Here is a 16,799-nt window from a genome sequence, read left to right on the forward strand (position 1 = left end):
CCTTAGAACGGGTTCAGCAGCCGGTCCACGAACTGCCGGGTGCGCTCCTCGCGCGGGGCGCGCAGCACCGTGTCCGGGTGCCCACGTTCCACGACCACCCCGCCGTCCATGAAGATGACTTCGTCGGCAACCTCGCGGGCGAAGGCGAGCTCGTGGGTGACCACGACCATGGTCCAGCCCTCGTCCGCCAACTCCTTGATGACGGTCAGGACGTCACCCACCAGCTCGGGGTCAAGCGCCGACGTCGGCTCGTCAAAAAGCAGCAGCTGCGGCCGCAGGGCCAGGGCGCGCACGATGCCGACCCGCTGCTGCTGGCCGCCGGAGAGCTCGAAGGGATAGCTGTTTTCCTTGTCGGCAAGCCCGACCCGGGCGAGCAGTTCCCGGGCCTCCTTGACGGCCTCGGCCTTGGGCCGCTTCTGCACCTGGACCGGGCCCTCGATGACGTTTTCCAGGGTGGTCTTGTGCGGGAACAGGTTGTAGTGCTGGAACACCATCGCGCTGCGGTCCCGCATGGCCGCCAGCTGCTTCTTGGACACCTGCGCCGAAAAGTCGACCGTGAGGTCGCCGTCGAACTCCACGACGCCGGCGTCGGGAACTTCGAGGCCGTTGAGGCACCGTAGGACCGTCGTTTTGCCGGACCCGGAGGGCCCGATCAGGGTGACCACTTCACCCCGGCGGACGTTCACGTCAATGGATTTGAGCACTTCGTGCTGCCCAAACGCCTTGCGGAGTCCGCGGACGGACAGGAGCGGGGTGGCGTCCGGTGCTGCGTCCGGGAGGCCGGCGTCCGGGAGATCGGATTCAGTGGGCGACATAGCGGTCCAATCTCTTCTCGAGGGCTGACTGGCCGCCGGCGAGGACCAGGCAGATGATCCAGTAGATGACGGCTGCTTCCAGGTACAGCAGCATGAATTCCTGGCTGAAGGCCGCCACCTGTTGCGCCTGGCGGAACAGCTCGGTCACGAGGATCAGCGAGGCCAGCGAGGTGTCCTTGACCAGGCTGATGAAGGTGTTGGACAACGGCGGGACCGAGACCCTCGCGGCCTGCGGCAGGATGATCCGCACCAGTGACTGGCGCCGCGACATGCCGATGGTGTGGCCGGCCTCCCACTGGCCCTTGGGAACGGACAGGATGGCCGCCCGAATGACTTCGGCGGCGTAGCCGCCCACGTTCAGGGAGAAGGCGATGATCGCGCTGGGCCATGGACTGATGGTGATGCCGATGGACGGCAGCCCGTAGAAGATGACAAACAGCTGAACCAACAGCGGCGTGCCTCGGATTACGGAGATATAGATCCGTGCGATCGCCGAGAGGACGGGATTGCGGCTGAGCCGCATCAGGGCGACCACCAGGGCAAGCAGCAGCCCCAGGGCAAACGAGGCCAACGCCACGGGAATGGTTCCGGTGATCGCCCCCATCAGGATCGGTCCCAGCGACCCCCAGACGAGATCCCAGTTGATCGTCATGATCGGGAGCCGCGTTCTTCGACGGTTTCCATCCGGCTACTTGGTGACGTCGGCGTTGAAGTACTTCTGCGAAATCTTCTTGAGGGTACCGTCGGCCTGCAGTTCGGTGAGGGCCTTGTCGACGGCGGCGGTCAGGCTGGTCGAGCCCTTGCGGAACGCGAAGGCGCTGAGTGACTTGTCCGTGGTCTCGGCGGCAATCTTGATGCTGTCATCGCGGGCCGTCTTCTGCTGGTCAAGGTACGTGAGCTTGTCGTTGATGGTGGCATCGACGCGGCCCTGCTTGAGCAGCGTGATGGCCTGTGCCCAGCCCTCGACCGCCTGCACGTTGGCTCCGCTCTGCTGTGCCAGCTTGTACCAGTTGCTCGTCAGCGACTGCGCCGTGGTCTTGCCCTTCAGGCTGTCGAAGGAGGTGATGTCCCCGTTGTCGGACTTGGTGACAATGACGCCGGTGCTGACGGTGTACGGGGTGGAGAAGTCGTATTTCGCCTTGCGTTCGTCCGTGATCGAGACCTGGTTGGCGACGACGTCGAACCGCTTGGCTTCGAGTCCGGCAAAGATGGCGTCGAACTGCGTCTCCTGGAAGGCCGGCTTGACGCCGAGCTTGCCGGCGACGGCGGTAATGATCTCGACGTCGTAGCCGGTCAGTTCGCCGCTGCCGTTGGCGTGGAAGGAGAAGGGCTTGTAGGTGCCTTCGGTTCCGACCCTGAGCACCCCGGCGCTTTTGACGTCGCTCAACGAGGTGTCCGGGCCGCCTGCCGGTGCGGAGCTGGCAGGCGTTGTGGACGCCGAACCGCATCCGGCCAGGGCGAGTCCTGCGGCTGCGATGAGGCCGATAACGGAAAGTCGTGTGCGCTTCATGGTGGTCCTTCGTCGAGGAGCCGGCAAGGGCTCGCCAGCTTGGCCGCGTGGCGGCATTCTTACTTGCGACGATAGCAAGACCGCTCCTCGATGGAAGACCCCAAATGACGGCGTATGACGGCCCGGCCTGAGACAGGTTTGACGATTGCACTCGTTCGCCCCATCAGGCCTTTCTCCCCTTGGCCGCGCTTCCCCGCTGGGCTTCAATAAGCACAGGATCCCACCGCCCCTGGGAGGCACCCATGTCGGTCCCCATCATCGTGGCCGTGGCCGCCGTCGTCGTGGTCGCCGTGGTGCTCGGAGTTGTGCTCAACCGGCAGAAGGATCCGCAGCGGCGCGCGACCGCGCTGACCCGGACGGGCGCGGTGCTGATGACGGTCTTCACCGTGTTCGGCGCGGCATTCATCGGCGGCTACGCCCTGGAGGAACCGGGCGGGTCGTCCGGTCTGACGGTGCTCCTGGCCTGGGCGATTCCGATGCTGGTCCTAGCGGCCCTCGCCTGGTTCTGGCCGGCGGGGGCAGCTCCCCTGCTGGTGGCACTGACGGCGGCCTTCGTGGCGCTTTGCGGGTGGTTTGCCGTCGACTCGACCATGGCGCGCAGCTTCCAGGAAGTGAACGGACCGGTGCTGGCTGTCGGCGTCGTCGCCCTGGCGTTCCCGGCCGCCATCCTCGGGTTGAAGCGGACCGCCCTGGCGGGTTGGCTGCTGCTGGCCCTGGGTGCGCTGCCGCTGCTGATCACGGTGCTCGGCCGGTCGGGCCCGATCGCCTCGCTCGCGGCGGCAAGCGCGGTCCCGCTGATCACCGGTGCCGTCTACCTGCTGGCGGCCCGGATGGCCAGGGGCAGTTCGGCGTCGGGAAGCGTTCGGGCCGCGGTCGTCTAGGCGCTGGCGGTGGGCAAGCCGGCCAGGAAGTCCTCCGCAAAGCGCCGGACGCCGTCCCACTCGGTATAGACGTAGTCGCGGGACATGTCCGTGTCCGGGGAACCCTGTCCGCTGACGATCCTCTTCATCATGTGCCGCTTGAGGAAGCCGTACTCGCTGTACAGCAGGGCCCCGCCGAACAAGCCGACGTGCGCCGGCCGCCACCCCGTTTCCTCCTCGAACTTCTCCACATAGCTTTCCGCCCGTTCCTCGTCCCCGACCACGGCGAGGCTGACCGAGAACAACGCCGAAGGCAAACGTTCCAGCGCGGCCTTGTTCGCGCGGACGAAGTCGGTGACGACCCCCTCGTGCTTGCCCATGTGGACCGAGGCGCCGACGATGACGGCGTCGTACTCATCCGGGAGGGCGTCGCCGGCGGTCTGCAGGTCGGCGGTCCGTGCCTCGTGGCCGTGCTCACGGATGACGTAGGCGATGTACTCGGCGATCCGGGCCGTCTGGCCCTCGACGGTCCCGAACGGAAGGTAAATGTTGGCCATGGTCCACTGTGCGAGCACCGTTTAGCGCCGGGCTAGGGCCGAATGTCACCGAGGGTCTTGACGGCGGCGCCGGCACAGCATGTGATGGACGGGATCGGCCCGTACGCTTTCGGCCCGGCGTACGGCCGCACCAGACTGCCTCAGGCAGCCCCACGATGAAAGGACAGACATGTCCCTGCTCGACTCAGCCCTCTGGGAGGGCAAGATCTACCTCAACGGCTGGCGCACCGGCGGCGGTGGGACCGCCGACGCCGTCGAACCAGCCACCGGCGACACCCTGGGCAGCTACGGTGTCGCCTCCGTTGCGGATGTCCGGGAGGCCGCCACGGCCGCTGCCAAGGCACAGAAGGAATGGGCCGCCCGCAATCCCGAGGACCGCGCGGCCGTACTGCGCCGTGCCGGGCAGCTCTGGGAGGAGCACGGCGCGGAAATCCAGGACTGGATCGTGCGCGAATCCGGCGGCATCCCGCCCAAGGCCGGACTGGAAACGCACATCGCCGCCAACGAATGCTATGACGCCTCTGCACTGCCCTCACTCCCGGCCGGCGACGTGCTCACCTCCAACGAAAACCGTTGGTCCTTCGCCCGACGCCGGCCGGTGGGCGTGGTCTCGGTGATCGCACCGTTCAACTTCCCGCTGATCCTCTCGATCCGCGCCGTCGCCCCAGCCCTCGCCCTCGGCAACGCGGTGCTGCTCAAGCCGGACCCCCGCACCGCGGTCTGCGGCGGGGTGACGCTGATGCGGATCTTCGAGGAGGCCGGACTCCCGCAGGGACTGCTCTCGCTGCTGCCCGGCGGCGCGGACATCGGCGCCGCCGTCGTCGAAGCCCCCGAAGTCCGGGTGATCGCCTTTACCGGCTCGACGGCGGCCGGCCGCAAGATCGGCGAAACCGCCGGCCGGCTGCTCAAGCGTGCCCACCTCGAACTGGGCGGCAACAACGCGCTGATCGTGCTGCCCGGCGCCGACCTGGCGAAGGCGGCTTCCGCGGCGGCGTTCGGATCGTTCATGCACCAGGGCCAGATCTGCATGGCGGCCGGCCGGCACATAGTGCACGAGGACATTTACGAGGACTACGTCGCCGCCCTCGCCGAGAAGGCCGGCCACCTGCCGGTGGGGGATCCGAAGAGCGGCACCGTGGCACTGGGCCCGGTGATCGACGAACGCCAGCTGCACCGGGTGGACGGAATTGTCCAGGACGCGGTGCAGGCCGGCGCCCGGCTGGCTGCCGGCGGCACCCACGACGGCCGGTTCTACCAGCCCACCGTGCTGGTGGACCTGAAGGAGGACAGCCCGGCGTGGAAGGACGAGATCTTCGGTCCGGTGGCGCCGGTGATGAAGTTCTCCACCCTTGACGAGGCCGTGGCGCTGGCCAACGACAACGAATACGGCCTGTCGATCGGCATCCTGGGCGACGTCGGCATGGCCATGACCATCGCGGACCGGCTCGACTCCGGCAAGGTCCATATCAATGAGCAGACGGTCTCCGACGAGGCGAACTCCCCGTTCGGCGGAACGAAGAACTCCGGCAACGGTTCCCGGATCGGCGGCCACCACGCCAATATGGAGTCCTTCACGGAGATCCAGTGGCTCACGATGCGCCCGGACATCGCGCCGTACCCGTTCTAAGCGGCCGCCTGAGCGGAACAAAAAGGGAGGGAGCGGCGGAAACTTCCGCCGGTCCCTCCCTTTTCCGCCAGTGCGAGTCGGTAAGGTGCACCGTCCCTGGTGTCGACGTGGCCTACGGCCTGAGCGTTGCGGCTTCCGCCGTCTCGACCAGGGCCTCGAGCCAGTGTTGGTGCTGCCGTTCGATGCTCCGCTTTACTACCGGTCCCAGAAGCCGCGCGATGATTCCGCTTTGGACCTCTTCGGTCACAATGAGTGTGCCGCCGTCGGGGGTGGGTTGCAGATCCCAGCGGTGGTATCCGGAGGACCCGCGCCCGGCACCCTCCCAGGCCAGCCGGCTGGGCGGGGCGAACTCCCGGACTGTGCTGGCCACGCGGAGGCCGAAGGTGGTCCAGGTGAAGGTCGATGCGCTGGTCAGCTGTTGCCCTCCGCCATCAATGCTTACGTCGCGGGCATTGCGGTACCACCGGGGCCACGCGGCCGCTTCGATGAGCACCTGCCAAAGCAGTTCGGCAGGCAGGTGGGTGCGGATCTCGTTGTAGGCGTAAACCCGCGCCGTCGAGGGGTCGAAGGGTGCGGGCCAACTGTCGGTGGGCTTCATTTCTTGCTCTTGAACTGCAGGCGGAGGTAGGCATCGAAAAGTCCCGAGCCCAGGAACCGCCGGGACTGGACGATGGCTTTGGCGGCCGGGGTGACGGTATAGCGGGGCCGGGGCCGGGGGGACGTCACTGCGTGCTCAACCGCGCTGGCGACGGCGTCGGGTTCGGCAGCGAGGACCGGCGAGGCGTAGGAGGTGGCCATTTGCTCGTCCGCGGCAGCCCGCAGGGCCGCGTACGGTCCTGCCGCTTTGCCGGAGGCGGCCAGGGTCCGGGAGGCGGTGGCACCAAAGCCGGTGCGGATCAGGCCCGGGGCGATCAGGGAGGTGTGGATGCCGAAGGGCGCGGTCTCGAAGCGGAGCGCGTCAGTGATGGCCTCCACGGCGTACTTAGTGGCGTGATAGTAGCCGCCGACGGGGAACGTGACCCGGCCTCCCATCGAACCGATGTTGACGATCCGCCCGGCCCCGGCGGCCCGCATCCCCGGCAGCACCAGCTGGATCATCCGGGAAAAGCCGAAAACGTTGGTCTCGAACTGACGCCTGACCGCATCCAGCTCGGCTTCCTCGATCGTCCCGTACTCGCCGTAACCGGCATTGTTGATGAGGACTCCGACGCTGCCGTGCTGTTCCTCGACGGCGCCAACGGCCGCGACCATCGATGCTTCGTCGGTGACGTCGAGCGCCAGGACTTTGGCTCCGGCACGCCCAAGATCGGCAATCGCCTCAGGCTGTCGCGCGGTGGCGTAGACGGTGAACCCGGGTTGGGCGAGCAGCCGTTCGGCTGTCGCGCGGCCAATGCCGGAGGAGGCTCCGGTGATCAGTACTGCTGTGGTCATGGTTGTTCCTTCGTAGGAGTGAGGCTGTTGAGACCGGTGACGAAGACTTCGACGCCCCGACGCAGGCGCTCGGGCAGGGCGGCTGGATTGGAAACGCCCGCCTCCAGGCCGCGGGTGAAGGCCAGCAGGATCTCGGCCGCTTCCGGGGCGTCCGCCGCCGGGTAAGAATCGTGAACTGTCCGCGTCAGCAGACCGAGCATTGCCTCGTCGTAGCGTCCAAGCACGTCCGAACTCAGGCGTGTGTCGACGCCAAGGAGTTCTGCCGCATGTGCCGGGCTGTCCCGCCAGATCTGCATCACCAGACCGAGCTTGGCCGACAGGATCCCTGCCAGCCGCGCCTCGGGGAGCCCTTCCATTTCCGCCGCATGTTCGGAGGCGGCGAGGGCACCGGCCAGCAGGCGCTCGACCAGCGCCCGGAACACGTCTTCCTTGTTGCGGAAGTACTGGTACAGGGCCGCCCGGGACATGCCGGCTTCCTCCGCCAGGTCGTGCATTGTGGTCCGGCGGGCACCGTGGCGGGTGAAGCACACGTAGGCCGCGTCGATGATGGCGTCTGGACGGCTATTCATTCTGACAATATATGCATGAAATGTCAGATTGTAAACCGGCACGGAAGATGGCTCCCCTGCTCAAAGCGACGCACCGGGCTTAAAGCCAAGCACCGGCGCCCTGGGGGCGCCGGTGCTGACTTTTCGCGGCCGAAAGGAACTCTCGGCCAGCTACATGTGGACGTGCAACCGCCGTGCCGCTTCGGAGATGGAGCCGCTGAGCGACGGGTACACCGTGAAGGTGCTGGCGACGTCGTCGACGTGCAGTTTCTGCGTCACCGCGAGGGAGATCGCGAAGATCAGCTCGGAGGCGTTCGGCCCCACCACGACGCCGCCGATCACAGTGCCGGAGCCCTTGCGGGCGAAAATCTTGATGAAGCCGTCCTTGTGGTTGCGCATCTTGGCGCGCGCGTTGCTGCGCAGCGAGAGCTTGACGACGTCGCCCTGGTATTTGCCGGAGTCGATCTCCGCCTCGGAGACGCCGACGTTGGCGATCTCCGGGGAGGTGAAGATGTTCGAGGCCACTTGGTGCAGCTTGAGCGGGGTGACGCTGTCGCCGAGGAAGTGCGCGATCGCGATGCGTCCCTGCATGGCCGCGACCGAAGCGAGGGCCAGCACGCCGGTGCAGTCGCCCGCGGCGTAGATGTTCGGCGCGGTGGTGCGCGAAACGCCGTCGACCTTGATGTGGCCGCTCTCGGTCAGCGCGACGCCGGCCTCCTCCAGGCCGATCCCGGCGGTGTTCGGAATGGAGCCGACGGCCACCAGGCAGTGGCTGCCGGTGACCTTGGAACCGTCGCCGAGGGTGACCACGACGCCGCCCTCCGTGCGCTCCACGGTCTCGGCGCGGGCCCGGGACAACACCTTCACGCCGCGGCGTTCGAAGACGCCTTCCAGCACCTCGGCCGCGTCCGTGTCCGAGCCGGGCAGCACCCTGTCGCGGGAAGAAATCAGGGTGACCTGGGAGCCAAGGCCGTTGTACGCGGAGGCGAATTCGGCGCCGGTGACACCCGAGCCCACCACGATCAGTTCCTCGGGCAGCTCATCCATGTTGTATATCTGTGCCCAGTTCAGGATGCGCTCGCCGTCCGGCCGGGCCGTGGGCAGTTCGCGCGGGTGGGCGCCGACGGCGAGCAGGATGGCGTCGGCCTCAATGGTCTCGGTGCCCTCGGAAGTGAGGACCTCGATCGTGTGGTTGTCCAGCATCTTGCCGGAGCCGAGCAGGATGCGGACGCCCTGGCCCTCCAGGCCCTTCTGGATGTCGGCGGACTGCTGCCGGGCGAGGCCCAGCAGGCGGTCGTTGATGTGCTTGAGGTCCGCACGCATCGTCGGGCTGCAGTCGCCGCCGTCGAGGTCGAACTTCACACCCAGCTCGCCGGCCTCCCCCACGCGGGTCATCAGGTCCGCCGTCGCGATCAAGGTCTTGGACGGCACGACGTCGGTCAGCACCGCCGATCCGCCGAGTCCGGCGCGCTCAATAATGGTGACCTGCGCTCCCAGCGATGCGGCGACCATGGCGGCTTCGTAGCCACCGGGCCCTCCGCCAAGAATTGCGATCCGGGGGGCACTGAAATCGGGATGCGTAGTCACAATCATCCATTGTCCATCATCCGGACCGGCGCCACCAATAAAGATGCTGTGCGGTGCGGCACGGGCACGGTAGCTTGTACCAGTGAGTAATACAGAATTCCTGAACACGGACCCCTTCGACGCCGCCCGCGCCGCCGCCGACTACATTGCCGAAGAGACCGGCGTCGACAGCCACGATGTCGCGCTGGTGCTTGGCTCGGGCTGGGGCGACGCTGCCGAACTGATCGGCGAGACCACCGCCACGCTCTCCGCGGACGAGGTCCCCGGCTTTTCCTCCCCCTCCGTGGTGGGCCACGTGGGCACCATCCGCTCGGTGCTGACCCGGGAAGGCAAGCGCGCCCTGGTCCTGGGCGCCCGCACGCACTACTACGAGGGCAAGGGCGTCCGCGCCGTCGTGCATGGCGTTCGCACCGCGGCCGCCGCCGGCTGCAAGACGCTGGTCCTCACCAACGGCTGCGGCGGCTTGAACGAGGACTGGGCGCCGGGCACCCCCGTGCTGATCAGCGACCACATCAACCTCACCGCCACGTCCCCCCTCGAGGGCGCTACCTTCGTGGACCTCACCGACCTGTACTCCTCGCGGATCCGCGGCCTGGCCCGTGAGGTAGATCCCAGCCTGGACGAAGGCGTCTACGCGCAGTTCACCGGCCCGCACTACGAGACCCCGGCCGAGGTGCAGTACGCCAAGCGGATCGGCGCGTCCCTGGTGGGCATGTCCACCGCGCTGGAGGCCATCGCCGGCCGCCATGCGGGCATGGAGGTCTTCGGCATCTCGCTGGTCACCAACCTTGCCGCCGGCATCAGCCCGGTGCCGCTGAGCCATGAGGAGGTCCTTGAGGCCGGCCAGGCCGCGGGTCCGCGCATCTCCAAGCTGCTCGCGGAGATCATCGCCAAGCTCTAAGCCGGCCCCTGCAGGCCGGGGCCCCTAAAGCCCCTAGCGCCCCCAGCGCCCCTAGCCCAGGCCTGCGGTGAGACGGCGGACGGCCTTGTCGCGGCCGCCGGGAAGCCGACGCTCCATCGAGTCGGCGATCCCGGCGATGGTCTGCCGTGCCAGCGCCTGCCGCCAGGCCAGCTCCGCCTGCCGCATGGTCTGGGAGATCAGGCAGGTCCGGACGAAGTTCTCCTGCCGGTCAGCCTCCGGCATGTCGCCGAGGATGGCTTCACAGCGGAAGGCCGGCTCCTGCCCTTCCAGGGCCAGGACCACATCCAGCACGGTGATGTTCTCCGGCCTGCGCGCGAGGTGGAAGCCGCCGCGCGGGCCCGAGACCGAGGTCAGGATCCCGGCGCGGACCAGGGCCTGGAGCTGCTTGTTCAGGTACGCCGCGGGGAGCTTGTACAAGGCCGCGAGCCTGGCGCTGTTCACGGCCTCCCCCGGCGGCGTCCAGGCCATGTTGACGCACGAGTGCACGGCCCATTCCACTCCACGCCCCATTTTCATATTCCAGACGTTACGTGTCCGGAAAAATGGGTGTCAATGACCCGCCACTGCCTTCGCCGCGGTCTTGAGCCGATCCTTCGGAAGACCTGCGCCGAGCCGACCCTTCGCGGCAGCACCGGCCGGAAACACTGCCGTGATGTGCCAGCCCGCGCGCCCCTGGCCGCCCGGGTGTGATGGAACTGTAAGCCCCGCCCGCGCTTGTCGGGGCGCGCCCGGCCCAGCTTTGACGCTAGTTTGGTACCCATGACGTCTTCCGATGCCGCACTGACCCGACTGTTGAGCGACGCCCGCACCTGGGCGGCCCAGGACCCGGATCCCGCGACCGCCGCCGCCCTGACCGAGCTGGTCCGCCTTACCGACGAGGGAGCAGCGGGAGCACGGCAGGAACTGGCGGACAGCTTCAGCGGCACGCTCCAGTTCGGCACCGCGGGCCTGCGGGCGGCCCTCGGCGCCGGGCCGAACCGGATGAACCGCGTCGTGGTGCGCCGCGCCGCCGCGGGCCTGGCGGCCTTCCTCGGCAGCGCTGTTGCGCAGGCCGCGCCGGGGACCCGGCCGCGCGCCGTCGTCGGCTACGACGCCCGCTACAACTCCGACATCTTCGCCGAAGAAACCGCCGCGATCTTCACCGCCGCCGGCATCGAGACGTTCCTGATGCCGGCGGCGCTGCCCACGCCGCTGCTCGCCTACGCGGTCCGCGCCCTGGACTGCGACGGCGGCGTGATGGTCACGGCAAGCCACAACCCGCCGCAGGACAACGGCTACAAGGTCTACCTTGGCCGCCACGCCGTCGAGGAGAGCGGACGCGGCGCCCAGATCGTGGCGCCCTACGATGCGCTGATCGCCGCGGAGATCGACGCCGTCGGCGCACTGGATTCGATTGCCCTGGCCGCCGGGGGCTGGACGGTGCTGGATCCCTCCATCGCCAGCGACTACGAGGCCGCCGTCGCCGCCCTCGCCGTGCCGGAGCGCTTCCCGGCCCGCGAGCTGAAGATCGTCCTGACCCCCATGCACGGTGTGGGCGGCGAGACGGCCGTGGCGGTACTCAAGGCCGCGGGATTCACCGACGTCACGCTGGTGGCCGAGCAGGCGGAACCGGACCCCGATTTCCCCACCGTGAACTTCCCCAACCCCGAGGAGCCCGGCGCGCTGGACCTCGCGCTGGAAACCGCGGCCCGGGTGGACGCCGACATTGTGATCGCCAACGACCCCGACGCCGACCGCGCCGCGGTTGCCGCGAAGGACCCGGACACCGGCGCCTGGCGGATGCTGCGCGGGGACGAGGTGGGCGCCCTGCTGGGGGCACACGTCGTGGCCCGGCTGGCCGCCGACGGGGCCGCAGGGGGTGCCGCTGCCGGCGTCTTCGCCAATTCGATCGTGTCATCCCGGCTGCTGGCCCGCATCGCCGCCGCCGCGGGCTACGCCCACGAGGAAACCCTCACCGGATTCAAGTGGATCGCCCGTGTGCCCGGCCTGCTCTACGGCTACGAGGAGGCGCTGGGCTACTGCGTCGCGCCGTCGCTGGTGCGGGACAAGGACGGCATTTCGGCCGCGGTGCTGATCGCCGAACTCGCCGCGGCCGCGAAGGCCGAGAGCAAGACGATCTTCGACACCCTGGACGAGCTGTACCTGGTGCACGGGCTGCACGCGAGCGACCAGCTCAGCATCCGGGTTGCGGACCTGGGCCTGCTGGACGCCATGATGAACCGGCTGCGGGTCAGCCCGCCGGACTCCTTCGGGGGCTCCGCCGTCGAGACCGCGGCGGACCTGGCCGAGGGCAGCGAACAGCTCCCGCCCACCGACGGACTGCTCTACCTGACGAAGGACGGCAGCCGCGTCATCATCCGCCCCAGCGGCACGGAACCGAAGCTCAAGTGCTACCTCGAGGTGATCCGCAGCGTCGGATCCGCCGCCGAATTGCCGCAGGCGCGCCTCGAAGCCCGTGCGGCCCTGGACGGCGTCCTGGCCGACGTGCGCGAGGCGCTCGGGCTCTAGAGCGCCACCTCGACGAAGCCGTCCGTCACCCGGACGGCGTACGTGCCCAGGCGCAGCTCGGGGGTGCCTAGGCACTCCCCTGTCCCGAGGTCGTAGACCTCCTTGTGCAGCGGCGAGGCCAGCGTGGGGCGCGCACCGCGGGAGCCGGTGATGCCGCGGGCCATGACATGGGCGCCGGTGGCAGGATCGGCGTGCTCGACGGCGAACACCTCACCGGCCGCGGTACGGATCAAGGCCACCTGGTGTCCGGCGATCAGCGCGGCCTCGCCCCAGCCGGGCTCCAGGTCTTCCACGGCGCACACCCGGTGCCAGCCGCTTTCGTCGGCGGTTCGCTCCACAAAGCTGCGGGCTGCGCTTTCCAGTACGGCAGTCATGTCGGCCCCTCTCAAAGTTTCCTGGCCACAGCTGCGGCCATGGCTCCACGCTAGGAGCGGGGTGTTTCAACGGCGTGCTGCCAATGTGTCCGGCCGGTAAAAGAGACCTCACGCAGCCCGAAACGCAGCCGTGATGCAGAAGTTAAGATCACGAAACAAAAGGGAAACTGAAGCGAAACTGCCGGTCCCTAGGCTGAACGGACCAGCCGATCGATGCCGCCGACAGCACGGGCCGATCGAAGCAGCTGGATCTAACCGTTGCAGAGCACCGCCTGCGGCCCAACGAAAGGCCACCCGTGACCGGACAGACCGCCAGCCCCGAAAACGAACGCTCCCGGACGGAATCCCGGCAGGTCCCCCGACGCGTCGTCGTCGCCGGCGGCGGACCCGCCGCGCACCGCTTCGCCGACGCCATGCACGCCCGCGGCCTCGACGGCTGGCAGGTCACCGTCCTCACCGAGGAAGCGCACCTCCCCTACGACCGCGTCGCGCTCAGCAAGGCGCTCACCGATGCGGACGTGGACCTCACCCTGGGCAGCGCCTCAATGTGGGACCACGACGCCCTCACGCTCAGGACCGGCGAGCGCGTCACCGGCATCGACACCGCCGCGAAAACCGTGGAAACCGCCGCGGGCACCGTCTACCCGTACGACGAACTGGTCGTCGCGACCGGCTCCGACGCCGCCCGCCTGCCCATCCCCGGCGCCGAACTCACCCACGTCTACCGCACCCTCGAGGACGTCCGGGCCATCAACCAGGCGATCGCGGAACTCACCGCCAAGCTGGGCCGGAAGGTCAACGCCGTCACGATCGGCGGCGGCCTGCTCGGCCTCGAGTCCGCGGCCGGCACCGAACAGCTCGGCGCCGTGCCGATCGTCATCAACGGCTCCCCCTGGCTGATGAACACCCAGCTGGACGAGGGCGCCGGGCAGGCGCTCGGCCGGCTGATCGAGGCCAAGGGCTTCACCGTCCACGGCGGCGTCTTCCCCGCCGAGGTCCTCTCCGACGACGACGGCCAGGTCACCGGCGTGCTGATGGCCGACGGCCGCACCGTTGAGGCCGACATTGTGATCGTCGCAATCGGCGTACGCCCCCGCGACGAACTGTTCCGGGCCGACGAGGGCGCACAGCAGCAGTTCGAACTCGGCCCGCGCGGCGGCGTCGTGATCTCCGACGGCTGCCAGACCCAGGTGCCCGGCGTCTGGGCGATCGGCGAGGTCGCCAACTTCGGCGGCATGTGCCTGGGCCTGGTAGCCCCGGCCAACACCATGGCGGAGATCGTCGCGGACCGGCTGCACGGCGGCGGCGCGACCTTCCCGGGCTTCGACACCGCCACCAAGCTCAAGCTCTCCGGCGTCGACGTCGCCAGCTTCGGCGACGCCTTCGCCCGCACGGACCACGCCCTTGAAATCGTCTACGCGGACCCGGCCCGCGGCGTGTACCAGAAGATCGTCACCACCGACGACGCCAAGACCCTGCTGGGCGGCATCTTCGTCGGCGACGCGACCCCGTACACCTCGCTGCGCCCCATGCTCGGCCGCGAACTGGCCGCCGAACCCGGCGCCTACCTCACCGCGGCCGGCGGCGGCGAAGCCCTGGAGGCCAGCCTCCCGGACGACGCCATCCTGTGCTCCTGCAACAACGTGGCCGCCGGAGCCATCCGCGACGCCGTCAATGGCTGCGGCGCCTGCGAGGGCAACCCCCCGGTCCAGGACCTCGGCGACCTCAAGGGCTGCACCCGTGCCGGCACCCAGTGCGGCTCCTGCGTGCCGATGCTGAAGAAGCTGCTCGAAGGCGAACTGGCCAAGTCCGGCGTCGCCGTCTCCAAGGCCCTCTGCGAACACTTCGAACTCTCCCGGCAGGAACTCTTCGACGCCATCAAGGTCCTGGAACTGGCCTCCTTCGAGGACATCCTGGCCCGCTACGGCACCGGCGCCGGCTGCGACATCTGCAAGCCCACCATCGCCAACATCCTCGCCAGCCAGCACAGCGCCTACGTGCTCGACGCCGGCCGCGGGACCCTGCAGGACACCAACGACCGCGCCCTGGCCAACATGCAAAAGGATGGCAGCTACTCGGTGGTTCCCCGGATCGCGGGCGGCGAGATCACCCCGAAGAAGCTCGGCGTGATCGCCGCCGTCGCCGAGAAGTACGGCCTCTACACCAAGATCACCGGCGGCCAGCGGATCGACATGTTCGGCGCCCGGCTGGAACAGCTCCCGGACATCTGGAAGGAACTCGTGGACGCGGGTTTCGAGTCCGGCCAGGCCTACGGCAAGTCGCTGCGCACCGTGAAGTCCTGCGTCGGGTCCACTTGGTGCCGCTTCGGCGTCCAGGACGCCGTCGCCCTCGCGATCACGCTGGAGCTGCGCTACCGCGGACTGCGCAGCCCGCACAAGCTGAAGATGGGCGTCTCCGGCTGCGCCCGCGAATGCGCCGAGGCCCGCGGCAAGGACGTCGGCGTGATCGCCACGGACAAGGGCTGGAACCTCTACGTGGGCGGCAACGGCGGCTTCCAGCCGGCGCACGCCCAGCTCCTCGCGCAGGACCTGGACGAGGAGACCCTGCTGAAGTACATCGACCGCTACCTGATGTACTACATCCGCACCGCGGACCGGCTGCAGCGCACCGCGCGCTGGCAGGAAGAGCTCGACGGCGGCCTGAAGCACGTCGAGGACGTGGTGGTGCGCGACTCGCTCGGCATCGCCGCGGACCTTGAGGCAGCCATGGCCAAGCACGTGGACACCTACCAGGACGAGTGGGCCGAGACGCTCAAGGACCCTGAACGGCTGCGCCGCTTCCGCTCCTTCGTCAACGCCCCGGACCAAAAGGACGACTCGATCTCCTTCGTCCCGGAGCGCGGCCAGATGCGCCCCGCCACCGCGGAGGAGAAGGCGCAGGCCGGGCAGCAGCCGGTGCTGATCGCCGCCAGCATCCCGGTCCGTCCCGCCGACGCCGACAGCGGCCCCGCAACTGCCGGCCCCGCCGTCTCGTCTGCCCCTACCGAAAGCCAGGCCTAACATGCAGCTCAGCATCGATCTCAGCGGCCGCGAAGTCCTCGTCACCGGCGCGGACACCGCCGCCCGCCAGGCCGTCCGGCGCTACCAGGCGGCCGGGGCCGTGGTGTCCCGGCTCAGCCGCCCGGACGGCGGGGCGCACGACGGCGCGCTGCCGGAGCGGCCCTTCCTGGTCGCCGCGGTCGACGACGGCCAGCCGGGCTGGGCGGCCCTGCTGGAGCGCTGCCACGAGACCGGCATCCCGGTCGCGACAGAGCCCGCCGCCGGCCCCGCCGGCCATGTCACCCTGGTGGGCGGCGGACCCGGGACCACTGAATTGCTGACCGTGGCGGCCGTCCAGGCGCTGCGGGACGCCGACGTCGTGTTCTATGACCGGCTCGCCCCCTACCAGGAACTGCCCGCACTGACGACGGCGGAGCTCGTGGATGTGGGCAAGCGGCCCGGCCACCACCCCGTCAGCCAGTCCGGCATTGAGGAACTCATGGTCGACGCAGCCCTGGCCGGGAAGAACGTGGTCCGGCTCAAGGGCGGGGACCCGTACGTCTTCGGCCGGGGCGGCGAGGAAGTGGCCGCCTGCGTGAAGGCGGGCGTGCCCGTGCGGGTGGTCTCCGGGGTCACCAGCGCCATCTCCGTCCCCGCCGCGGCCGGGATCCCGGTCACGCACCGCGAGGTCAGCCACATGTTCACCGTGGTTTCCGGACACGCCCCGCTGACCGACAAGGAACACACGCACTTGGCCGGGCTGGGCGGCACCATCGTGGTGCTGATGGGCATTGGCACCCTGCACCAGCTGGCCGCGGGACTGCGGCGCGCCGGGATGCGCGCGGACATGCCGATGGCCGTCGTCGAACGCGGCTACCGCCCGGGCCAGCGGACCACCATCGCCGAACTGGGCAGCATTACGACGGCGGCCGCGGACTGCAGCAACCCCGCCGTGCTGGTGATCGGCGAGGTGGTGAGGGTGGCCGAGGCCAACCGCGGCTGTGCCGAAGCCGAAGCCGAACTGGACCGCCTCGCCGCGTCCCTGATGGGAGCGTGAGCGC

General features: G+C 68.9%; 16 protein-coding genes. 6 read left to right on the forward strand and 10 right to left on the reverse strand.

From position 1 onward, the window contains the following. Window positions 1-2: 2 nt before the first annotated feature. The 3 genes from AC1DBL_RS10500 to AC1DBL_RS10510 are packed head-to-tail and all read right to left on the reverse strand — an operon-like array spanning window position 3 to window position 2,325. Entirely contained in the window at window positions 3-815 is an 813-nt protein-coding gene (locus AC1DBL_RS10500; protein WP_476926073.1) for an amino acid ABC transporter ATP-binding protein, read from the reverse strand. Then, on the reverse strand, window positions 802-1,467 hold the full coding sequence (locus tag AC1DBL_RS10505) for an amino acid ABC transporter permease (RefSeq protein ID WP_476926074.1): 666 nt from the start codon (window positions 1,465-1,467) through the stop codon (window positions 802-804). The genes AC1DBL_RS10500 and AC1DBL_RS10505 overlap by 14 nt, the downstream gene beginning before the upstream one ends. A 36-nt stretch (window positions 1,468-1,503) precedes the next feature. Then, window positions 1,504-2,325, reverse strand: a complete 822-nt coding sequence (locus AC1DBL_RS10510) for an amino acid ABC transporter substrate-binding protein (protein ID WP_441418419.1) — start codon at window positions 2,323-2,325, stop codon at window positions 1,504-1,506. Window positions 2,326-2,567: 242 nt separating this feature from the next. On the opposite strand from AC1DBL_RS10510, the gene AC1DBL_RS10515 reads away from it, so the two are divergent. Continuing rightward, window positions 2,568-3,206, forward strand: a complete 639-nt coding sequence (locus AC1DBL_RS10515; protein ID WP_476926075.1) for a hypothetical protein — start codon at window positions 2,568-2,570, stop codon at window positions 3,204-3,206. On the opposite strand, the gene AC1DBL_RS10520 is transcribed toward AC1DBL_RS10515, so the two are convergent. Further along, the gene (locus tag AC1DBL_RS10520) at window positions 3,203-3,742 is read right to left on the reverse strand and encodes a flavodoxin domain-containing protein (protein ID WP_476926076.1); all 540 of its coding nucleotides are present in this window, start codon (window positions 3,740-3,742) and stop codon (window positions 3,203-3,205) included. The two genes, AC1DBL_RS10515 and AC1DBL_RS10520, sit on opposite strands and share 4 nt — an antisense overlap. Before the next feature lie 169 nt (window positions 3,743-3,911). Here AC1DBL_RS10520 and AC1DBL_RS10525 point away from each other — a divergent pair, with 169 nt between their 5' ends. Continuing rightward, window positions 3,912-5,369 (forward strand): benzaldehyde dehydrogenase, encoded by a 1,458-nt coding sequence (locus AC1DBL_RS10525; protein ID WP_476893214.1) that lies wholly within the window; start codon window positions 3,912-3,914, stop codon window positions 5,367-5,369. 112 nt (window positions 5,370-5,481) lie between these two features. Here the strand turns inward: AC1DBL_RS10525 and AC1DBL_RS10530 are convergent, their stop codons facing one another. The 4 genes from AC1DBL_RS10530 to AC1DBL_RS10545 form a co-directional block, all read right to left on the reverse strand. Continuing rightward, entirely contained in the window at window positions 5,482-5,967 is a 486-nt protein-coding gene (locus tag AC1DBL_RS10530) for an SRPBCC domain-containing protein (protein WP_476926077.1), read from the reverse strand. Further along, window positions 5,964-6,800: an oxidoreductase gene (locus tag AC1DBL_RS10535; protein WP_476926078.1), complete on the reverse strand. Its 837-nt coding sequence runs from the start codon at window positions 6,798-6,800 to the stop codon at window positions 5,964-5,966. The genes AC1DBL_RS10530 and AC1DBL_RS10535 overlap by 4 nt, the downstream gene beginning before the upstream one ends. Next, window positions 6,797-7,369: a TetR/AcrR family transcriptional regulator gene (locus tag AC1DBL_RS10540; RefSeq protein ID WP_441418425.1), complete on the reverse strand. Its 573-nt coding sequence runs from the start codon at window positions 7,367-7,369 to the stop codon at window positions 6,797-6,799. The genes AC1DBL_RS10535 and AC1DBL_RS10540 overlap by 4 nt, the downstream gene beginning before the upstream one ends. 150 nt (window positions 7,370-7,519) lie before the next feature. After that, a complete protein-coding gene (locus AC1DBL_RS10545; protein WP_476926079.1) occupies window positions 7,520-8,935 on the reverse strand; it encodes an NAD(P)H-quinone dehydrogenase in 1,416 nt (471 codons plus the stop codon). An 82-nt stretch (window positions 8,936-9,017) separates the two neighbouring features. On the opposite strand from AC1DBL_RS10545, the gene AC1DBL_RS10550 reads away from it, so the two are divergent. Further along, a complete protein-coding gene (locus AC1DBL_RS10550) occupies window positions 9,018-9,836 on the forward strand; it encodes a purine-nucleoside phosphorylase (RefSeq protein WP_476893217.1) in 819 nt (272 codons plus the stop codon). 51 nt (window positions 9,837-9,887) lie between these two features. Here the strand turns inward: AC1DBL_RS10550 and AC1DBL_RS10555 are convergent, their stop codons facing one another. After that, window positions 9,888-10,373 carry an RrF2 family transcriptional regulator gene (locus tag AC1DBL_RS10555; protein ID WP_441418428.1) on the reverse strand — a complete coding sequence of 162 codons (486 nt, stop codon included), beginning with the start codon at window positions 10,371-10,373 and terminating at the stop codon, window positions 9,888-9,890. Between the two features lie 243 nt (window positions 10,374-10,616). On the opposite strand from AC1DBL_RS10555, the gene AC1DBL_RS10560 reads away from it, so the two are divergent. Further along, window positions 10,617-12,365: a phospho-sugar mutase gene (locus AC1DBL_RS10560; RefSeq protein WP_476909328.1), complete on the forward strand. Its 1,749-nt coding sequence runs from the start codon at window positions 10,617-10,619 to the stop codon at window positions 12,363-12,365. Here the strand turns inward: AC1DBL_RS10560 and nirD are convergent. Further along, entirely contained in the window at window positions 12,362-12,739 is a 378-nt protein-coding gene (nirD, locus tag AC1DBL_RS10565; RefSeq protein WP_441418430.1) for a nitrite reductase small subunit NirD, read from the reverse strand. The genes AC1DBL_RS10560 and nirD overlap by 4 nt on opposite strands. 296 nt (window positions 12,740-13,035) lie before the next feature. Here nirD and nirB point away from each other — a divergent pair, with 296 nt between their 5' ends. Together nirB and cobA are read left to right on the forward strand one after the other, a co-directional pair. Beyond that, window positions 13,036-15,759, forward strand: coding sequence for a nitrite reductase large subunit NirB (gene nirB / locus AC1DBL_RS10570; RefSeq protein WP_476909329.1), 2,724 nt, complete (start codon window positions 13,036-13,038; stop codon window positions 15,757-15,759). Window position 15,760: 1 nt separating this feature from the next. Further along, a complete protein-coding gene (gene cobA, locus AC1DBL_RS10575) occupies window positions 15,761-16,795 on the forward strand; it encodes a uroporphyrinogen-III C-methyltransferase (RefSeq protein ID WP_476909330.1) in 1,035 nt (344 codons plus the stop codon). Window positions 16,796-16,799 lie beyond the last annotated feature (4 nt).

The organism is Arthrobacter sp. 10T44, from assembly GCF_056393885.1.